The following is a 19,616-nucleotide window of genomic DNA, read 5'->3' as shown; positions in this document are numbered from 1 at the left end:
CGAACCGGGGCCCGAACCGGATGTCCGTGAACAGCCAAGCGTCGGCCTTTTTCCCGGCCGCCCCAGAGTTGCCGCGCCATGTCGTCACCGCCGTGCTCGTCGCGCACGACGGTGCCCGGTGGCTGCCCAACGCGCTCTCGGGCCTCCTTGCCCAGGACCGTCCGGTCCAGGACGTCATCGCGGCCGACACCGGCAGCGCCGACGAATCCGCCCAGCTCCTCGCCGGCTCCCTCGGTGCCCAGCGGGTGCTCCACCTCGCCCGCCGCACCAGCTTCGGCGCGGCCGTGGACGAGGCGGCCCGCGCCGCCGGCCGGCTCACCGCCGAGCAGCTGCCCTATCTCCAGCGCGCCAGCGGATGGGACCCCGTCAGCCGCAGCTGGAACGACGACGCGTACGACGAGCCCGACCACCCGCACGGCGAGCCGGTCGAATGGCTCTGGCTGCTGCACGACGACTGCGAGCCGGAACCCGGCGCGCTGGCCGCCCTGCTGCGCACCGCCGACTCCTCGCCCTCCGCGGCGGTCATCGGCCCCAAGCTGCTCAGCTGGTACGACGCCCGGCAGCTGCTGGAGGTCGGGGTCAGCATCGCCCGCAGCGGCCGCCGCTGGACCGGGCTGGAACGCCGCGAGCAGGACCAGGGACAGCACGACCAGATCCGTCAGGTCCTGTCCGTGTCCAGCGCCGGCATGCTGGTCCGCCGGGACGTGTGGGACGAGCTCGGCGGCTTCGACCGCCATGTGCCGCTCATGCGTGACGACGTCGACTTCTGCTGGCGCGCCCAGGCCGCCGGCCACACCGTCCTGGTCGCCCCGGACGCCGTGATGCGGCATGCCGAGGCAGCCTCCCGCGAACGCCGCCCGGTGGACTGCGCCGGCCGCTCCGCCGTCAACCCGCACCGTGTCGACAAGGCCGGCGCCGTCTACACGCTGCTGGCCAACACCCGCGGTCCGCTGCTGCCCTACGTGATGCTGCGGATCGTCCTCGGCACCCTGCTGCGCACGCTCGCCTACCTCGTCGGCAAGGTGCCGGTACAGGCCGTCGACGAGATCGTCGGGCTGCTGCGCGTACTGGTGCGCCCCGGCCGGGTGCTCGGCGCGCGCCGCCGCCGCGGCCAGGGCGCCGTCCCGCCGTCCGAACTGCGGCCGCTCTTCCCACCGCCGGGCGCGACCGTGCGGGCCACCGTCGACCAGGTCGTCAGCAACTTCTCCGGACGCACCGAGGCCGCGGCCGCGGCCGCCGGCCGGCACGGCGGCGGCATCGAGTCCGGGCCCGGCGACGAGGACGGCGAGTACATCGAGGTCGAGCAGTTCGCCCGGCTCAAGCGCATCGCCCGCAAACCGGGACCGATGCTCTTCGCCGTACTGCTGCTCGTCTCGCTGGCCGCCTGCCGCTCGCTGCTCGGCTCCGGCTCGCTGCTCGGCGGCGCACTGCTGCCCGCCGCCCCCGGCGCCTCCGACCTCTGGGCCTCGTACAGCGGTGCCTGGCACGCCCTGGGCACCGGCGGCACCCAGCCCGCCCCGCCCTACCTCGCGGTCCTGGCCCTCTTCTCGACCATCCTGTTCGGCAGCACCGGGCTCACCCTGACGGTGCTGCTGGTCGCCTCCGTCCCGCTGGCCGGCGTCACCGCGTACTTCGCGTCCCGGCCGCTGGTCGAGTCCCGCCTGCTGCGCGCCTGGGCCAGCGTCGCCTACGCGTTCCTGCCCGCCGCCACCGGAGCGCTGGCCGGCGGCCGGATCGGCACCGCGGTCCTCGCGATCCTGCTGCCGCTGATGGCCCGCACCGCGATCGCCACCGCCGGACTGCAGCTGACCCACGGCGCCATCGAGCGCGGCGCCCGGCCCAGCTGGCGCGCCACCTGGGCACTCGCCCTGATGCTCACCTTCACGACCGCGTTCACCCCGCTCGTCTGGCCGGTCGCCCTGGTGCTGTGCGCGGGAGTGCTCGCGCTGCGCGTGGTGAGCGGCCAACAGCGGCTGCTCGTTCCGCACCTGCTGCGCTTCGCGGCGCTGATCGTCACCCCGGTCGTCCTCCTCGCGCCCTGGTCGCTGTCGCTGCTCACGCACCCCGGACGCTTCCTGCATGAGGCCGGCCTGCCCTACGGCATCAAGGCCGCCTCCGCCGTCGACCTGCTGATGATCAGCCCCGGCGGGCCGAACGGCTCCGGCGGACTGCTGCTCATCGGCCTCGTCCTGGCCGCGCTCGCCGCCCTGATGCGCTCCGAACGCCGGCTGGCGGTCCTCACCGCCTGGGCGGTCGCGCTGACCGGACTGCTCTTCGCCATCCTGGAGAACGGCGAGGCGTGGGCCGGCCCCGCCACCCTCGTCTACGGCCTCGCGCTGCTGTCGGCCGCCGCGATCGGCGCCGAGGGCGCCAAGGACCGCATCGCCGCCAAGGGCTTCGGCTGGCGGCAGCCCGTCGCAGCGCTGATCGCCCTGGCCGCCGCCGCGGCTCCGCTGCTGGCCGCCTTCACCTGGGTCTCGGACGGCGCCAACGGACCGCTCAAGCGCCATGACCCGGTGCAGGTCCCCGCGTTCGTCGCGGAGGAGAGCAGCAGCAGCGACCAGGCCCGCACCCTGGTGCTCGACGGCAAGCCGACGGGCGTCTCGTACGTCCTGGTCCGTGGCGCCGGCGCGCGGCTGGGCGACGCGGAGCTCGCCGCCGAGGCGGGCCACGACAGCCGCCTGGACGACACTGTCGCCAACCTCGTGGCAGGCTCCGGCGCCGACCAGGCGACCCGCCTCACCGGCTACGCCGTCCGCTACGTCCTCGTACAGCCCGGCGCCCCGCGCGAGATGGGCCGAGTGCTCGACAGCACCCCGGGCCTGACGCGCGTCAGCCAGGCCGACGGCAGCGCCCTGTGGCGCGTCGACACCGCCGTGTCCCGGATGGCCATCGTCAGCAAGGACGCACCGCCGGTGCCCGTCCCGGCCTGGCGGGTCGAGGCGCACGCCAAGATCCCGGCCGGCGGCGCGGGACGCGTCCTGCGCCTCGCCGACGCGGCCTCCGCCGGCTGGCAGGCGACCCTCGACGGCCGGCCGCTCAAGGCCACCAAGGTCGACGAGTGGGCGCAGGGCTTCGAACTGCCCACGGACGGCGGCCGGCTCGACGTCACGTACCAGGACCCGGTCACCCACACCGGCTGGCTGTGGGCGCAGGGCTTCCTCCTGCTCGTGGTGGTCGTCCTGGCGCTGCCCGGCCGCCGCCGGCAGATCGACGACGACCTGCCGGAGCAGGAAGCGGTCGCCGCGGACATGTCCGCCTCCGGGATCCCGGCGCAGGCGTCCGGCGAGGGCCGGCGCGCCCGCCGCCTTCAGGCCGCCGCGGACGCCGAGGCCGCCGCCGTGGCGGGCCCCGACGACGGGAGCGACCCGGACGGGACGGCCCCGGCCGAATCCCCGGCCGCGGCGATCCCGGACCAGTACGACCCGTACGCGGCGCCCGAACCGGTCGACCCGGGCGGCGACCCGTACGCCGCCGTCCCGCAACAGGATCCGTACGGCCGGCAGTGGGACGGCTACCAGTACGCCGCCCCCGCGGACCCCGGCGGCTACGACCAGAACAGCGGCTACGACCAGCAGAACAACGGCTACGGCCAGCAGCAGAACCAGAACGGCGGCTACGACCAGAACAACGGCGGCTACGCCGATCCGTACACCTACGGCCAGCAGCCGCCGCCGGCCTACGACCCGTACCGGCAGGACGACGACGGCAACGGGTACTACACCGACGGCGACCAGCACCGCGACGGGGGCAGCCGGCAGCCCTGAGCACCGTGACCCGGCGGCACCGAAGCACCCGTCCGCCGGGTCCCCCACACCAGGTACGTCACGCACGTCACGCCGGCCGTGACCAGGCCGACCGGCCGGCCCCGGGCAACACCGCGAGGTGAAAGTCAGTGAACCGCAGCATCATCTCCCTGGCGGGAGCGACCGCAGCACTCGCCGCCCTCACCGGCGCGGCCGTGCTCACCGGAGCCGGCGACCCGGCCGCCGCGCCCGTGGGCTCCGCCGCCCGGCAGCCCGTGCAGCGGTCGGCGCTGGTCTGCCCGGCGCCGTCGGCCTCCGAGCTGGCGTCCACCACGTACACCTCGTTCACGCCCAAGGGCGCCCAGACGGGCAAGCAGGGCACCGCCCGGCTGCTGCCCGCCACCGGAGACGCGAGCGCCAAGGCCAAGCCGCTCGCTCCGCTCACGGAGCCGGGTGTGCCCGTCACGGCCAAGGTGGAGAAGGCCGACAGCCCGGCGCTGATCGGCACCGCCGAAGGCGGTCTGGCGCCCGGCTGGAGCGTTCAGCAGACCACCGTGGTCGGCGCGGGTCCCGGCCGTGCCGTGCTCGGCACGTCCTGCGTGGCCCCGGACAGCGAGTTCTGGTTCCCGGCGGCGAGCACCGCCGCCGACCGCCAGGACTTCCTGCACCTGGTGAACCCCGACGCCCTGGACGCCGTCGTCGACGTCGAACTGTTCGGCAAGGACGGCGCGCTGAAGGCCACGACCGGCGACGGGGTCTCCGTCCCGTCGCAGGGCAGCACGTCGATCCTGCTCTCCACCCTCATCACGGAGAAGGTCCCGGACCTGACCGTGCATGTCACCGTCCGCAGCGGCCGGGTCGGCGCGGCCGTCCAGGCCGTGGACGGCAAGGCCGGCGCGGACTGGCTGCCCGCCGCCGCGGATCCGGCCCCGAGCCTGGTCTTCCCCGGCATCCCCGCCGACGCCACGTCCGTACAGCTCGTCGCGTACGCCACCGGCCAGGACGACGCGGACCTGAAAGTGCGGCTCGCCGCCCCGACCGGCTCGATCACCCCGGCCGGACACGAGACGCTGCACGTCAAGAGCGGTATGACGACCACGATCGAGCTCGGGGACGTCACCAAGGGCGAGGCCGGATCCCTGCTGCTGACCGCGAGCGACGCGCACGCGGCCGCGCCGATCGTCGCCGCCCTGCGCGTCACCCGCGGCACCGGTGCCAAGCAGGAGACGGCCTTCCTGCCGGCCACCCCGAAGATCGACGAACGGGCCACCGTCGCCGACAACCGGATCAAGGCGTCGACGCTGTCCCTGGTCGCACCGGACAAGGAGGCCGTCGTGAAGGTCACCACCTCGGCGGCCACCGACGGCGGAGCACCGGTCAGCAAGAACGTCACCATCAAGGCCGGCACCACCCTGGCGATCGAGCCGCCCGCGCCCTCGTCGGGCAAGGGCGCCTTCGCGGTGACCGTCGAGCCGGTCTCCGGCGGACCGGTCTACGCCTCGCGCATGCTGTCGCTGCCGCTCAACGGCATCCCGATGTTCACCATCCAGCCGATGCCGGACGACCGGGGCACGGTCGTGGTCCCGAAGGTCCAGCCGGACCTGACGATCCTCGACGACTGACGATCCCCGGATGCTCGTCGAACGCTGACGCTCAGGGGCTGTCCGGCCGGGCACGTGCCCGGCCGGGCCTATTCCTGCCCGTACTTGGGGTCCACGTTCTCCGGGGAGAGTCCCAGCAGCTCGGCCACCTGCTCGACGACGACCTCGTGCACGAGCATCGCCCGCTCGTCGTGGCTCTTGGCCCGGATCTCCACCGGGCGGCGGTAGACCACGATGCGGTTCGGTGCGTCCTTGCGGCCGCTGATCAGCCGGCCGAGCGGCACACTGCCGTCGGCGGAGTCGTCCGGCGTCGCCGGCTTCCCCTCGTCGGAGACGAGCGGCACCTCCTGCACGGCGAACTCGACGTCGGCCAGCTGCGGCCAGCGCCTCTCCAGCCGGTCGGCGGCGTCCCGTACGAGATCGTCGAAGGCGTCGGCGCGCGTGAGCGCGAGCGGCACCTGCGGGGGCGCGATGGGTCCGCGCATGCCGCGGCCATGGCGGTCGCGACGACGCGGACGGGGGTCTGGAGAGGGAGGTACGGGGCTGTCCATCGCCTTTGAGCCTAGTCCTCCCGGGGCCCCGGTACACCGCGGACGCCAGGTGGCGCGCCATCCGCCGCGGCTCTCACGGGGCGCCGCATGACACGCGGTCCGGGAGTGTCCACCGTGGCGAGGCGGTGCCGAGCCGGGGCCGGGCGGGGAGTGGAGGCGGAGCTGCATCCGGGCCGCGCCTGGGCCGAGCGAGGGCCGGGCCAGGGCCGGATCGCCGGGAGGAAACCTTCCCGCAGGCCTCTCCCCGCAGGTCAGCCCGTGATCACGGTTATCAGGCGTTCCCGGCGAACCGGGACGACACGACAGGGTGAGGTCATGGAGAGTCGTCGCGGCCCGCTCAAGAGTGCGGTAGCGTCCAACGTCGTGAGCCCTGTACGTCGCTGTTCGCGGACCGCTTGCGGCCGACCCGCCGTCGCGACGCTGACGTACGTCTATGCGGACTCGACCGCCGTACTCGGCCCGCTCGCGACCTACGCCGAGCCGCACTGCTACGACCTCTGCCACGAGCACTCCGAGCGCCTCACCGCCCCGCGCGGCTGGGAGGTCGTCCGGCTCGCCGTGGACAGCGGTCCCGTCCTCCCCAGCGGTGACGATCTCGAAGCGCTCGCCAACGCGGTGCGCGAGGCGGCCCGCCCGCCGGAGCGCCCCGCGAACGGCTCCCGGGGCCGGGAGGCGGACCCCAGGGAGGTCGCCCGCAGGGGTCATCTGAGGGTGCTGCGCTCCCCGGAGCCCTGACCGGACCGATCACCCCGCCGGGGTAGGTTGAGCGGGAGTTTTCCGCGCGTCGCCGTCCGGCGCTGTTCAACAGGGGTGTGCTGTGTCCGACTTGTCGCAGATCATCAAGGCCTACGACATTCGCGGCGTGGTCCCGGACCAGTGGGACGAACCGCTCGCCGAGCTCTTCGGCGCCGCCTTCGTCACCGTCACCGCGGCCGACGCGATCGTCGTCGGCCATGACATGCGCCCCTCCTCGCCCGGACTGTCCCGCGCCTTCGCGCGCGGCGCCGCCGCCCGTGGCGCGTCCGTCACCGAGATCGGCCTGTGCTCGACGGACGAGCTGTACTTCGCCAGCGGCCAACTGGACCTGCCCGGCGCGATGTTCACCGCCAGCCACAACCCCGCGCAGTACAACGGCATCAAGATGTGCCACAAGGGCGCGGCCCCCGTGGGCCAGAACACCGGCCTGGCCGACATCCGCGTGCTGGCCGAGCGGTGGAGCGAGCAGGGAGCGCCGGAGCCCGCCGCCACCACGGGAGTGATCACCCAGCGGGACGTGCTCGCCGACTACGCCGGCTATCTGCGGGGCCTGGTCGACCTCGGTGCGATCCGCCGGCTGAAGGTCGTTGTCGACGCGGGCAACGGGATGGGCGGCCACACCGTTCCCACCGTCTTCGCCGGGCTGCCGCTGGAACTCGTGCCGCTCTACTTCGAGCTCGACGGCACGTTCCCCAACCACGAGGCGAACCCGCTCGACCCGAAGAACCTGGTCGACCTGCAGGCGAAGGTCCTGGAGACCGGCGCCGACCTGGGGCTCGCCTTCGACGGTGACGCCGACCGCTGCTTCGCGGTCGACGAGCGCGGCGAGCCGGTGTCGCCCTCGGCGATCACCGCCCTGGTCGCGGCCCGTGAGCTGGCCAAGCACCCCGGCGGCACGATCATCCACAACCTGATCACGTCCTGGTCCGTGCCCGAGGTCGTCGCGGAGCACGGCGGCAAGGCGGTGCGCACCCGCGTCGGCCACTCCTTCATCAAGCAGGAGATGGCCCGCACCGGTGCGATCTTCGGCGGCGAGCACTCCGCGCACTACTACTTCCGCGAGTTCTGGAACGCCGACACCGGCATGCTCGCCGCCCTGCACGTGCTGGCCGCGCTCGGCGCCCAGGACGGGACGCTCTCCGAGCTGGTCGCCGAGTACGACCGCTACCCCGCCTCCGGCGAGATCAACAGCACCGTCGCCGACCAGGCCGGCCGGGTGGCCGCGATCCGCGCCACGTACGAGAGCCGGCCGGGCGTCACCCTCGACGAACTCGACGGCCTCACGGTCACCACGGCCGACTGGTGGTTCAACGTCCGCGCCTCCAACACCGAGCCGCTGCTCCGCCTCAACGTCGAGGCGCGCGACGCGGCCACCGTCGACCGCGTCCGCGACGAAGCCCTCGCCGTCATCCGGGCCTGACGCGGCCCCACACGGCACCGCCCCGGCGTTAGGCTGATCACGCGGTACGCCGCCACCGCGGCACCGGAACGCCGCTGTCGAAACCACCGTCCGAACCACGCCGTCCGAAGGACTCGCCACCATGTCGCTCGTCGAAGCCAGCCTCCTGGAGATCCTCGCCTGCCCGGCGTGCCACGCCCCGCTCCGGGAGGACATCGAAGCGAACGAGCTCGTGTGCACCTCCGACAGCTGCGGCCTCGCCTACCCGGTACGCGACGAGATCCCCGTCCTGCTCATCGACGAGGCCCGCCGCCCCGCCTGAAGGGCCTGACGGCCGACACGGCCTGACCGGGCCCCCGGGACGGGGACCCGTGACCTCCCGGGCAGGACGTGCCCGGGGTGACGGACCAGGACCCGGAGGTCCCGATGCTCGACGAGTCGCTGCTTGACGACCCCGACGCCCTCGCCCGCGCCGACACCCGCGGGCTGCTGCTCGGCGCCGCGGCCGCCGGCGCCCGCGTGCGGACCGCCGCGCGGCTCACGCAGGAGGCGGGCGTCCAGGACCTGCGCCCCGACGGCCGGCCGCGCACCGTGCTGGTCGCCGGCTCCGGCCCGGAAGCCGCGGCCGTGGCCGATGTGCTCGGCGCGCTCGGTGCCGGCAGCTGCCCCGTCATACCGCTGCGGTCGGCCGGACCGACCCCGTACGAACCGCAGTGGACGCTCCCCGGCTGGACCGGCCCGCTCGACCTGGTGCTGCTCACCACCGCGAGCGGCCGGGAGGCCGGCCTCGTCGGCCTCGTCGAGCAGGCCTACCGGCGCGGCTGCACCGTCGCCGCCGTGGCGCCCGCAAGGTCGCCCCTCGCCGAGGCGCTGGAGCAGGCGCGCGGCATGACGATCCCGTTCGCCGGGCCCGCGTCGCCGCTTCCCACCGGACCGTCCGGTGTCCCCGCAGAGGACCCCGGCGCGCTGTGGGCGCTGCTCACCCCGCTGCTCACGCTCGCCGACCGCATCGGGCTGTTCACCGCCCCGCCGACCGCCGTGCAGGCCGTGGCCGACCGGCTCGACGAGGTCGCTGCCCGCTGCGGACCGGCCATCGCGACGTACGCCAACCCCGCCAAGACGCTGGCCACCGAACTGGCCGACGCCCTGCCGCTGCTGTGGAGCACCGGACCGAACGCCGCCCCGGCCGCCCGCCGGTTCGCCGCCGTCCTCGCCACCAGGACCGGCCGCCCGGCGCTCGCCGCCGAACTGCCCGAGGCGCTCGCGGCCCACGGCGCGCTGCTCGCCGGAACCCTCTCGCCCGGGGCGGACCCCGACGACTTCTTCCGCGACCGCGTCGAGGACCACCAGGCCCTGCGGCTGCGCGTCGTCCTGCTGCGGGAGGCCGCCGGACAGCAGGCCGCGTCCGCGCCCGCCGCCCGTGAGCTGGCCTACGCCCACGACACCCCGCTGAGCGAGATCGCCGCGGGCGACGGCGGGGTCCTGGAGACCACCGCCGAGCTGCTCGCCCTGACAGATTTCGCCTCGGTTTACCTCGCCGTCGCCTCTGCCGAGAGATCATGACGCCATGGACCGTCTGACCAACACCGTGCGTCCCTACGCCTGGGGCTCCACCACCGCCATCCCCGAACTGCTCGGCACCGCCCCCACCGGCGAGCCGCAGGCCGAACTGTGGATGGGCGCGCATCCGGGAGCACCTTCCCGGATCGACCGGGGCGCGGGACCGGTCCCCCAGCACGAGGCGTTCGACGCGGATCCGCGCGCCGAGCGCGGCGAGCCGGCCGTGTTGCGCTTCGGCCCCCGGCTGCCGTTCCTGTTCAAGATCCTCGCGGCCGGCGCACCCCTGTCGCTCCAGGTCCATCCCGACCTGGCCCAGGCGCGGGCGGGCTTCGCGGACGAGGAGGCGCGCGGCATCCCCGTCGACGCCCCGCACCGCAACTACAAGGACGCGAACCACAAGCCCGAGGCCATCGTCGCGCTCACCCCCTTCGACGGGCTGTGCGGTTTCCGGCACCCCGCCGAGGCCGCCGAACTCCTCGAAGCCCTCGGCGTGGACTCGCTCAAGCCGTACGCGGACATCCTGCGCGCCCGGCCCGAGACCGACGCGCTGCGCGAGGTCCTCGCCGCCGTACTGACCGCCGACCGCGACGCGATGGCCGAAACGGTGGACGAGGCCGCCCAGGCCGCAGCCCGGCTCGCCGAACAGGACGGCCCGCACGCGGCCGACTTCGCCGCCTACGCCACCACGGCCCACAGCTTCCCCGGCGACCCGGGCGTCATCGCGGCCATGCTCCTCAACCACGTGACGCTGCAGCCCGGCGAAGCCCTCTACCTCGGCGCCGGCGTCCCGCACGCCTACCTCGACGGCCTCGGTGTCGAGATCATGGCCAACTCCGACAACGTGCTGCGCTGCGGTCTGACCCCCAAGCACGTGGACGTGCCGGAGCTGCTCCGCGTCGTCCGCTTCGAGGCCACCGACCCGGGCGTCCTGCGCCCCGAGGTCTCCTCGAACGGCGAAGAGGTCTACGAGACGCCCATCGACGAGTTCCGGCTCTCGCGCTACGTCCTAGCCCCCGGCGGCGAGGCCCGCACCCCCGACGCCCGCACCCCGCAGATCCTGCTCTGCACCGACGGGGCGGCGCTGCTGCGCTCCCCGCACGGCGAGCTGACGCTGGAGCGCGGCGAGTCCGCCTTCGTCCCGGCGGGCGAACGGGTGGAACTGACGTGCCCGGGCAGCATCGCCGGCGGCATCGGGGGCACCGGCGGAAGCGGCGCCGGAAGCACGGCCGGGAGCACGACCGGAAGCACCACCGGAGGGACCGTCTTCCGCGCCACAGTGGTGGCCTGACGCGCCGTCCGCAGGGCAGCCTGCAAGAATGACCGGCCAGTGGCCGGGGGCCGGACCGAAGGACCGAAGGGACGAACCAACATCTATGAGCGCGTCAGGCGGAACCAAGGCGATCGTCGCCGCATTGAGCGCCAACCTCGCCATCGCCGTGGCGAAGTTCGTGGCATTCGCGTTCAGCGGATCGTCGTCCATGCTCGCCGAAGGCGTGCACTCCCTCGCCGACTCGGGCAACCAGGCGCTGCTCCTCGTCGGGGGCAAGAAGGCCAAGCGCGAGGCGAGCGAGGAGCACCCGTTCGGCTACGGCCGCGAGCGCTACATCTACGCCTTCCTGGTGTCGATCGTGCTGTTCAGCGTCGGTGGCATGTTCGCGCTCTACGAGGGCTACGAGAAGATCAAGCATCCGCACGAGATCGAGCACTGGTACTGGCCGATCGGCGTCCTGGTCTTCGCGATCATCGCGGAGAGCTTCTCCTTCCGCACCGCGATCATCGAGTCCAACCAGACCCGCGGCGCGCTCTCCTGGACCGACTTCATCCGCCGCGCCAAGGCCCCGGAACTGCCCGTCGTCCTGCTGGAGGACTTCGGCGCGCTCGTCGGGCTCGTCCTCGCCCTGTGCGGTGTCGGCATCGCGCTGGCCACCGGTGACGGCGTCTGGGACGGCATCGGCACCCTCTGCATCGGCATCCTGCTCATCGTGATCGCCCTCGTACTCGCCGCCGAGACCAAGTCGCTGCTCCTCGGCGAGGGTGCGGGCGCCGAATCGGTAGCCATGATCCGCGAGGCCATCGTCGACGGGAACACCGTCACCGGCGTCATCCACATGCGCACCCTCCACCTCGGCCCGGAGGAACTGCTGGTCGCCGCGAAGATCGCCGTCCAGCACGACGACACCGCCGCCGAGGTCGCCCGCGCGATCGACGCCGCCGAGGTCCGGATCCGCGAGGCCGTGCCGATCGCCCGCGTCATCTACCTCGAACCCGACATCTACAGCGAGGCCGCCGCGGCGGCCGGTCCCGACCCGACCCAGACACCGGGCGGCGACCCGCACCCCCACTGAGGGCGCGAAGAACGGAGGAGGGGCCCCGCACCGACGGGTGCGGGGCCCCTCCTATGTGCTGACGGTGCCGCTGTCAGGACTACTCGATCTCGGCCAGCACCTGGAGAATGGCGTCCCGGTCCTGGGCCTTCTGCAGCCGGTCCCGGAAGCCGCTGTCCATCAGCTTGCGCGACAGCTGCGCCAGGATCCGCAGATGCTCGTCACCGGCCGCCGCCTCCGGCACGGAGATCATGAAGACCAGCTTGGCCTTCGTCCCGTCCAGCGAACCCCAGTCGATGCCGTCGGCCGACCGCGCGAAGCCCACCAGCGGGGACGTCACCGCATCCGTCTTGGCGTGCGGGATGGCGATCTCCTCGCCGAGGCCGGTCGTACCCTGCGCCTCCCGCGCCAGCGCCACGGCCACCAGGGCGTCGACATCCGCGACCTTCCCGGTGGTCGCCAGCATCTCCGCCATCTCCCGGATCGCGGACTCCTTGTCGGAGGCGTCGAGCTGCTCCTTGACGGTCTGCCCGGTGAGATAGCCGGAGAGGACTTCCGTGACCTCGGGGGTGGGTGCCTGGCGCTCGGGTGCCGCGGCAACGACTGTCGGGGCACCGACTGCCGGGGCACCGACGGCGCCGATGCCGGCCGGCGCCGGTTCGAGCGCCTGCTGCGGCAGCAGGGACTTCGCCGCGCCGCCGGCCCGCCGCTCCTTGATGTCGATCAGCGCGTTGGTCGTGAACGCCGTGACCACGGTGCCGATCGCGATGGCCAGGAAGAACACCGGCACCCCGCCGATCGCTCCGAGGACCGCCACGATGGGACCGCCGTGCGGCACCGAGTCCTTCACCGACGCCATGCCCGCGATGGCACCGGCCACCGCGCCACCGAGCATGTTCGCGGGGATGACCTGCGCGGGCCGTGCCGCGGCGAACGGGATCGCGCCCTCCGAGATACCGAAGCAGCCCATGAACAGGGCCGCCATCCCGGTCTCGCGCTCCTGCTCGGAGTAGAGCTTGCGACGCAGCAGGGTCGCCAGACCCTGGCCCAGCGGCATGACGGGAATCGCGGCCGCGCACATGCCCATGACCGTCAGATTGCCCGAACCGATCAGGCCGGCGCCGAAGAGGAACGCGGTCTTGTTGACCGGACCGCCCATGTCGAAGGCGATCATCAGGCCGAGGATCGCGCCGAGCAGGATGGCGCTCGATCCGGTCATTCCGCTCAGGAAGTTGGTGAGGTGCTCGAAGACCCACGAGATCGGCTTCCCGATGACGTAGATGAAGAACAGCCCGAGCGAGGTCGTCGCGACGATGGGGATCACGATGATCGGCATGATGGGCTGGACGAACTTCGGGACCTGGACCTTCTTGATCCACAGCACCAGGTAGCCGGCCAGGAAGCCGGTGACGATGGCACCGATGAAGCCCGCACCGGCCTTGGAGTCGTACAGCGCTCCGGTGTTGGCGATCCAGCCGCCGATCATGCCCGGGACGAGCGCGGGCCGGTCACCGATCGCGTAGGCGATGTACCCGGACAGGATCGGGACCATCAACGTGAAGCCGATGACGCCGATGTCGTTGACGTGCTTCCAGAAGGTGCCGTCCGGGATGACCAGGCCGCCCTCGGGGTTGGTGTGCCCGCCCAGCGCCAGCGAGATGGCGATCAGCAGCCCGCCGACCACCACGAACGGGATCATGTACGAGACGCCGTTCATCAGCGCCTTGTAGCCGACGCTGCGCTGCTTGCCCCCGCCGCCGCCCCCGCTTCCACCACTGGCGCCGCCGAGCGAGTCGCCGCCGCGGCCGCCCCCGCCGTGCACCGGGGCGCTGCGGACCTGCTCGATCAGCCGCTCCGGGTGGCTGATGCCCTCGGAGACCCCGACGGAGAGCACCCTCTTGCCGGCGAACCGGCTGAGATCGACGTCCTTGTCGGCCGCGATGATGATCCCGTCGGCAGCCATGACATCGTTGTCAGACAAGACGTTCTCAGCGCCGATGGACCCTTGCGTCTCCACTTTCATGTCGATGCCGAGCGCCTCGGCGGCCTGGGCCAGCTTCTCCGCGGCCATGTACGTGTGAGCGATGCCGGTGGGGCATGCGGTCACCGCGAGCAGCTTCAGCCGCTGTGTCGTGGTCCCCGCTGCATCGCGGGGGTCGGCCGGACTGGTCACGTGATCGTCTCCTTGAGCCATTCGGGCGCAAACGGGCGCGAGTCCGCAAGAGTGTTGCTGCCCTGATCGAATCGTGCAACATTCCGGAACCGGGGCGGACGTGACATTGGTCCCTTATGTCCCCGCCGGTCGGCCTGTCCTTCCCGCGCTCTTCTTGCCCCGGCCCACTGGCCGAAACCGGTACGAGGTGGGGAGCGCGGGGCCGTCCGGTGTAGGTTCGTCTGTAGCCAGACGTCGCTGCTGATGGCGGTCGGGCGGCACCGCGGAAGTGGTTGCCGTCCGAGGGAGAGAGGGCCTCCGACGGAATGCGCTGCTGCAAGGGGACGGGTGTGTCCGCTCGAGGGCGCTGTCTCGTCAGCCTGCGGCTGCGTCAATTCCCCGTCCACCTCGAAGCATTCAGCGAGGAGCAGCCCGTATGACCACCACCGCAACTGACTTCAAGGTCGCCGACATCTCCCAGGCCGCTTACGGCCGCAAGGAGATCACGCTGGCCGAGCACGAGATGCCCGGCCTGATGTCGATCCGTGCCGAGTACGCCGAGGCGCAGCCGCTGGCCGGCGCCCGCATCACCGGCTCGCTGCACATGACGATCCAGACCGCCGTCCTCATCGAGACGCTGGTCGCGCTGGGTGCCGAGGTCCGCTGGGCGTCGTGCAACATCTTCTCCACCCAGGACCACGCGGCCGCCGCCATCGCGGTCGGCCCGAACGGCACCCCCGAGAACCCGCAGGGTGTGCCGGTCTTCGCCTGGAAGGGCGAGAGCCTGGAGGAGTACTGGTGGTGCACGGAGCAGGCGCTGACCTGGCCGAACACCCCCACCGGCGGCCCGAACATGATCCTGGACGACGGCGGCGACGCCACGCTCCTGGTGCACAAGGGTGTCGAGTTCGAGAAGGCCGGCGCGGCTCCGGACCCGTCCACCGCGGACAGCGAGGAGTACGGCTACATCCTCCGCGTGCTGAACCGCACCCTCTCCGAGAGCCCCCAGAAGTGGACCCAGCTGGCGTCGGAGATCCGCGGCGTCACGGAGGAGACCACCACCGGTGTTCACCGCCTGTACGAGATGATGCAGGAAGGCTCGCTGCTCTTCCCGGCCATCAACGTCAATGACGCGGTCACCAAGTCGAAGTTCGACAACAAGTACGGCTGCCGCCACTCCCTGATCGACGGCATCAACCGCGCCACCGACGTCCTCATCGGCGGCAAGGTCGCCGTCGTCCTCGGCTACGGCGACGTCGGCAAGGGCTGTGCGGAGTCGCTGCGCGGCCAGGGCGCCCGGGTCGTCATCACCGAGATCGACCCGATCTGCGCCCTGCAGGCGGCGATGGACGGCTACCAGGTCGCCACCCTCGACGACGTCGTCGAGACCGCCGACATCTTCATCACCACGACCGGCAACAAGGACATCATCATGGCCGCCGACATGGCCAAGATGAAGCACCAGGCCATCGTGGGCAACATCGGCCACTTCGACAACGAGATCGACATGGCCGGCCTGGCCAAGATCCCGGGCATCGTCCGGGATGAGGTCAAGCCGCAGGTCCACACCTGGAAGTTCACCGACGGCAAGGTCCTGATCGTGCTGTCCGAGGGCCGTCTGCTGAACCTCGGCAACGCCACCGGTCACCCCTCGTTCGTGATGTCCAACTCCTTCGCGGACCAGACCCTGGCCCAGATCGAGCTGTTCACCAAGCAGAGCGAGTACCCCACCGGCGTCTACGTGCTCCCCAAGCACCTGGACGAGAAGGTCGCCCGTCTGCACCTGGACGCCCTCGGCGTCCGGCTGACCACGCTCCGCCCGGAGCAGGCCGCCTACATCGGCGTCCCGGTCGAGGGCCCGTACAAGGCGGACCACTACCGCTACTGATCCACTGATCCACCCGGTACGGGATCACCGCGGCTGATCGCGGCGATCCATGTCCACTGCGGTTGATCCACAGCTGTGGATCCACTGCGGTTGATCCACAGTGGTTGATCGACACCTGTAGATCCACTGAGCGTCACGAGCGTCGCCCCCGCCGTTTTCCGCGGCGGGGGCGACGCCGTTTAAGGTCCCCACCATGCCCCGAGGCCGATACTCGTTCCACGACACGCATGACCACACCCCCCTGGGTGCCGAACACTTCCACTGCGCCACCGGCCCCTCCGGCTGGCGCTACGTCTCCCAGCTCACCGCCCCCTCGGGTGATCACTCCGGCTCCGTCGACCTCACCATCGACGATCTCGGCCGCCCCATCCGCCTCGAAATGAACGCGTCCAGCTGGCAGGTCCGCGGCGCGGCCATCGACGGCGTCACCTGGGTCCGTACCGACCCCGCGGGCGAGCAGGCACAGGAGGGCAACGTCCCCGCCCATGCCTTCACCGGGGCCTCGCCCGCGTTTCTGATCGCCACCGCACGACTGCTGCGCCTCGAACCGGGCACCCCGGCCACCCGCGTACGCCTCGTCTCCTTCGCACCCCCCGTGCTCGCACCCCGCACCCTCGACCAGTCGTGGGCCCTGATCGACAGGACAACACACGACACCGACAGCGGCCCGCTGCCTGTGGACGAGTACCAGGTGACCGAGCTCGACACCGGCGAGCAGCGGCAGATCCACATCGCGGGCGACGTCGTCCTCTCCGCCCCGGGGATCGAACTCGAAGAGCTCGAATCACCACCGTCGGCGTTCGCCTGACACCGCCGCCCATCCCCAGGGGTGCGCGCGGCCCGGTCCTGCCCGGTCCTGCCCAGGTCCGGCCTACGCCGGGGGAGCGAACCCGGTACGCGGCGGCTCCGGTGCGGCGGGCTTCGACAGCATCGCCGGCGCGGGCTGGACGGGTTGGACCGGCCGAAAAGCCTGGACCGGCTGAACCGGTGGCATGACCGGTGACGGCATGACGGGCGACGGCATGACGGGTGGCTGTGCGCCCCCGAAGGGACCGGCCGGAGGCCCGCCCGCGCCGAACATCCGCCGGGCGTCCCGCGACTGCCGTTCCGCCACCACCGCGGCCAGGAACGCCGCCGGCGGAGTCCCCTGGGGCATCCGCGCGCCCGTGCACGCGGCGACATCCGTCGCCAGCCGCTCCGCCATCGACCAGCCGACCTGCGGATCAAGCTGCCACATCCGTGAGAGGTACTGCCGTACAGCCAGCCACAGCCCCTCCGGCACACCCGAGAGGTCCACCCCGGCGAGCTGCGCCGCGAGCCACGGCGGTGCGGGCGGCATCAGCTGCGAGTGCTGCACCGGGACGCGCTCGCGGACGACCAGGGTCCCGCCGAAGACGTCCCCCAGCCGCCGCCCGCGCACCGACACCAGGGACGCGATGCACGCGATGACGCCCAGCGACAGCTGGATCTCGACGACACCCACGGCCCCGCGCACCAGCGCGTGCCGGAAGCGGATCGGACCGCCGTCGTCCCGCACCACCCGCAGCCCGCAGGCCAGCTTGCCCAGCGACCGCCCACGGGTGAGGGTCTCGACGGCTATCGGTATGCCGACCAGGATGAGCAGCATCGCGCCGATCGACACCGCGGCCACCGCCGCGTCGTCGAGCGACGAGGTCGCGGCGGCGAGCAGGAACATGAGCCCGACGAAGCCCGTCCAGTAGACGACGAGGTCGATCGTCGTCGCGAGCGCCCGGCTCGGCAGCTTGGCCGGGTCCATCCCCAGCGCCACCGCCTCGCCCGTCACCAGTCCACTCACGCGCGAACCCCTCCTCCACCCCGTCCGAACCCTTGCCCGAACAGTCTGCCCGGTCTGCCAAGCTTGGGCTTCCCACTGTCCGGCCCTCTTCCGCCAGGAGCAGCAGCCCATGGACCTCGATGTCTTCGCCGCCGCCCACCGGCATGAGTGGGACCGGCTCGAAGAGCTGTTGGGACGCGGTCGCCGGCTCACCGGCGACGAGGCCGACGAACTGGTCGGCCTCTACCAGCGCACGGCGACCCATCTGTCCCTCGTCCAGTCCAGCGCCCCGGACCCGGCGCTGATCGGCCGGCTGACCACCCTGGTGGCCCGTGCGCGCAGCGCGGTCGCGGGCGCCCGCACGGCGAGCTGGCGCGATGTCGCCCGCTTCTTCACCAGCGCCTTCCCGGCAGCCGTCTACCGGTCACGGCACTGGTGGGTGCCGACGGCGCTGCTGTCGACAGCGGTCGCGGCGGCCGTCGGCTGGTGGATCGCCTCCCACCCGGAGGTGCAGTCGGCCATCGGCGCCCCGGAAGCCCTGCGCTCGATGACCCGGCCCGGCGGTCAGTACGAGACGTACTACTCCAGCCATCCCGCGGCGTCCTTCGCCGCCCAGGTCTGGACGAACAACGCCCAGGCCGCGGCGATGTGCCTGGTCTTCGGGGTGTTCCTCGGGCTGCCGGTCCTCTGGGTGCTGTGGCAGAACGTGCTCAACCTCGGCATCGGGATCGGCCTCATGGGTTCCGCGGGCCGTCTCGACACCTTCCTGGGGCTGATCCTCCCGCACGGCCTCCTGGAGCTCACCGCCGTGTTCATCGCCGCCGGCACCGGACTGCGGCTGGGGTGGACGGTGATCGACCCGGGTCCCCGCTCGCGCAGAACGGCGCTGGCCGAAGAGGGGCGTGCTGCCATCGGCATGGCCATCGGACTGGCCGTCGTCCTTTTCGTCTCCGGCGCCATCGAAGGCTTCGTCACCCCGTCCGGCCTTCCGACCTGGGCCCGCATCACCATCGGCATCGTCGCTGAACTGCTGTTCCTGGCCTACATCTACGGCGTCGGCCGGCGTGCGGCCCTCGGCGGTGAGACCGGCGACGTGGAGGCCGCGGACCGCAGCGCCACCCTCCCGACGGCCGCCTGAGCACCCCGGTCACCCGGATGTGCACTCGGCGTCCCCGACCTGTTAGTCTCCTCTTCGCCCCAGAAACCCGTTGACACGGGTGACCAGGGTAGGTAGATTCGAACGGTTGTCACGAACTAGACATGTTCGAGGCGGCTCGATAGAGTCTCCTTGCTTCTTCGTTCCTCGCGACGAAGACATCGCACATCCAATCCGAGTGAATTCTCCGAATGGATCCGCGTGTCCTCGAAACGAGAGCGGAAAATCCGATGGAAAGCTTCTGCTAAAGTCGGGTGCAGCGGGAAAGCCAAAAGGCAGAAACGCTAAAGCAACACAATGCAGGATCTGCAGTACTCCCGCTGACCGGGAATCGGGCGTGAAAGCGTCTGATAGAGTCGGAAACACGAAGGGAAGCCCGGAGGGCGCCGGTGACGGCACCAAAGGAAGCGTCCGTTCCTTGAGAACTCAACAGCGTGCCAAAAGTCAACGCCAGACTTAAAACACCCCGGGCGGAACCCATTCGGGTTTCGTTTGGTGGTTCCTTTGAAAAAGTCCTTCTGCCCTCCGGTCCTTGGGGACGGGAACTGGTGGGAGGCAATCACACAGCGAGGACGCTGTGCACCACGGGCCTTATTCCGGCCGGTGGTGCCGCTCTTGCGTGGAGACATTCACGGAGAGTTTGATCCTGGCTCAGGACGAACGCTGGCGGCGTGCTTAACACATGCAA

The 19,616-nt window shown here is 71.8% G+C and carries 14 protein-coding genes and 1 rRNA gene; 12 read left to right on the top strand and 3 right to left on the bottom strand.

Annotated elements, in window-relative coordinates:
• Nucleotides 1-20: 20 nt before the first annotated feature.
• Both O3W51_RS28245 and O3W51_RS28240 read left to right on the top strand, forming a co-directional pair.
• Nucleotides 21-3,767 carry a glycosyltransferase family 2 protein gene (locus O3W51_RS28245; RefSeq protein WP_138357870.1) on the top strand — a complete coding sequence of 1,249 codons (3,747 nt, stop codon included), beginning with the start codon at nt 21-23 and terminating at the stop codon, nt 3,765-3,767.
• Between the two features lie 128 nt (nt 3,768-3,895).
• On the top strand, nt 3,896-5,368 hold the full coding sequence (locus O3W51_RS28240; protein WP_138357872.1) for a DUF5719 family protein: 1,473 nt from the start codon (nt 3,896-3,898) through the stop codon (nt 5,366-5,368).
• Nucleotides 5,369-5,436: 68 nt separating this feature from the next.
• On the opposite strand, the gene O3W51_RS28235 is transcribed toward O3W51_RS28240, so the two are convergent.
• Nucleotides 5,437-5,898 carry a metallopeptidase family protein gene (locus O3W51_RS28235; RefSeq protein ID WP_138357874.1) on the bottom strand — a complete coding sequence of 154 codons (462 nt, stop codon included), beginning with the start codon at nt 5,896-5,898 and terminating at the stop codon, nt 5,437-5,439.
• 315 nt (nt 5,899-6,213) lie between these two features.
• Here O3W51_RS28235 and O3W51_RS28230 point away from each other — a divergent pair, with 315 nt between their 5' ends.
• The 6 genes from O3W51_RS28230 to O3W51_RS28205 all read left to right on the top strand — a co-directional run bounded on the left by O3W51_RS28230 (nt 6,214) and on the right by O3W51_RS28205 (nt 11,958).
• Nucleotides 6,214-6,633 carry a DUF3499 domain-containing protein gene (locus O3W51_RS28230; RefSeq protein ID WP_138357876.1) on the top strand — a complete coding sequence of 140 codons (420 nt, stop codon included), beginning with the start codon at nt 6,214-6,216 and terminating at the stop codon, nt 6,631-6,633.
• An 82-nt stretch (nt 6,634-6,715) separates the two neighbouring features.
• The gene (locus O3W51_RS28225) at nt 6,716-8,074 is read left to right on the top strand and encodes a phosphomannomutase/phosphoglucomutase (RefSeq protein ID WP_138357878.1); all 1,359 of its coding nucleotides are present in this window, start codon (nt 6,716-6,718) and stop codon (nt 8,072-8,074) included.
• 121 nt (nt 8,075-8,195) lie between these two features.
• Complete coding sequence (locus O3W51_RS28220; RefSeq protein ID WP_138357880.1) at nt 8,196-8,375, top strand: Trm112 family protein; 180 nt, start codon at nt 8,196-8,198, stop codon at nt 8,373-8,375.
• 104 nt (nt 8,376-8,479) lie between these two features.
• Nucleotides 8,480-9,616, top strand: a complete 1,137-nt coding sequence (locus O3W51_RS28215) for an SIS domain-containing protein (RefSeq protein WP_198358434.1) — start codon at nt 8,480-8,482, stop codon at nt 9,614-9,616.
• Nucleotides 9,617-9,620: 4 nt separating this feature from the next.
• Nucleotides 9,621-10,901: a mannose-6-phosphate isomerase, class I gene (gene manA, locus O3W51_RS28210; protein ID WP_269287660.1), complete on the top strand. Its 1,281-nt coding sequence runs from the start codon at nt 9,621-9,623 to the stop codon at nt 10,899-10,901.
• A gap of 85 nt (nt 10,902-10,986) precedes the next feature.
• Nucleotides 10,987-11,958, top strand: a complete 972-nt coding sequence (locus tag O3W51_RS28205) for a cation diffusion facilitator family transporter (protein WP_138357884.1) — start codon at nt 10,987-10,989, stop codon at nt 11,956-11,958.
• A 79-nt stretch (nt 11,959-12,037) separates the two neighbouring features.
• Here the strand turns inward: O3W51_RS28205 and O3W51_RS28200 are convergent, their stop codons facing one another.
• Nucleotides 12,038-14,110 carry a fructose-specific PTS transporter subunit EIIC gene (locus O3W51_RS28200; protein ID WP_138357886.1) on the bottom strand — a complete coding sequence of 691 codons (2,073 nt, stop codon included), beginning with the start codon at nt 14,108-14,110 and terminating at the stop codon, nt 12,038-12,040.
• A 415-nt stretch (nt 14,111-14,525) separates the two neighbouring features.
• Between O3W51_RS28200 and ahcY the strand changes: the two genes are divergently transcribed.
• A complete protein-coding gene (gene ahcY / locus O3W51_RS28195; protein ID WP_138357888.1) occupies nt 14,526-15,977 on the top strand; it encodes an adenosylhomocysteinase in 1,452 nt (483 codons plus the stop codon).
• Nucleotides 15,978-16,170: 193 nt separating this feature from the next.
• On the top strand, nt 16,171-16,785 hold the full coding sequence (locus tag O3W51_RS28190; RefSeq protein ID WP_138357890.1) for a hypothetical protein: 615 nt from the start codon (nt 16,171-16,173) through the stop codon (nt 16,783-16,785).
• A gap of 63 nt (nt 16,786-16,848) precedes the next feature.
• Here O3W51_RS28190 and O3W51_RS28185 read toward each other — a convergent pair whose 3' ends face one another.
• The gene (locus tag O3W51_RS28185) at nt 16,849-17,793 is read right to left on the bottom strand and encodes an RDD family protein (protein ID WP_138357892.1); all 945 of its coding nucleotides are present in this window, start codon (nt 17,791-17,793) and stop codon (nt 16,849-16,851) included.
• Nucleotides 17,794-17,902: 109 nt separating this feature from the next.
• Between O3W51_RS28185 and O3W51_RS28180 the strand changes: the two genes are divergently transcribed.
• Both O3W51_RS28180 and O3W51_RS28175 read left to right on the top strand, forming a co-directional pair.
• Nucleotides 17,903-18,910, top strand: coding sequence for a stage II sporulation protein M (locus O3W51_RS28180; protein ID WP_138357894.1), 1,008 nt, complete (start codon nt 17,903-17,905; stop codon nt 18,908-18,910).
• A gap of 646 nt (nt 18,911-19,556) precedes the next feature.
• Nucleotides 19,557-19,616 (top strand): 16S ribosomal RNA (locus O3W51_RS28175); the annotation flags it as partial.

The sequence above is a fragment of the Streptomyces sp. H39-C1 genome, assembly GCF_027158125.1.
GTDB classification, from domain to species: domain Bacteria; phylum Actinomycetota; class Actinomycetes; order Streptomycetales; family Streptomycetaceae; genus Actinacidiphila; species Actinacidiphila fildesensis.
This window is presented reverse-complemented; position numbering and strand designations above follow the sequence as displayed.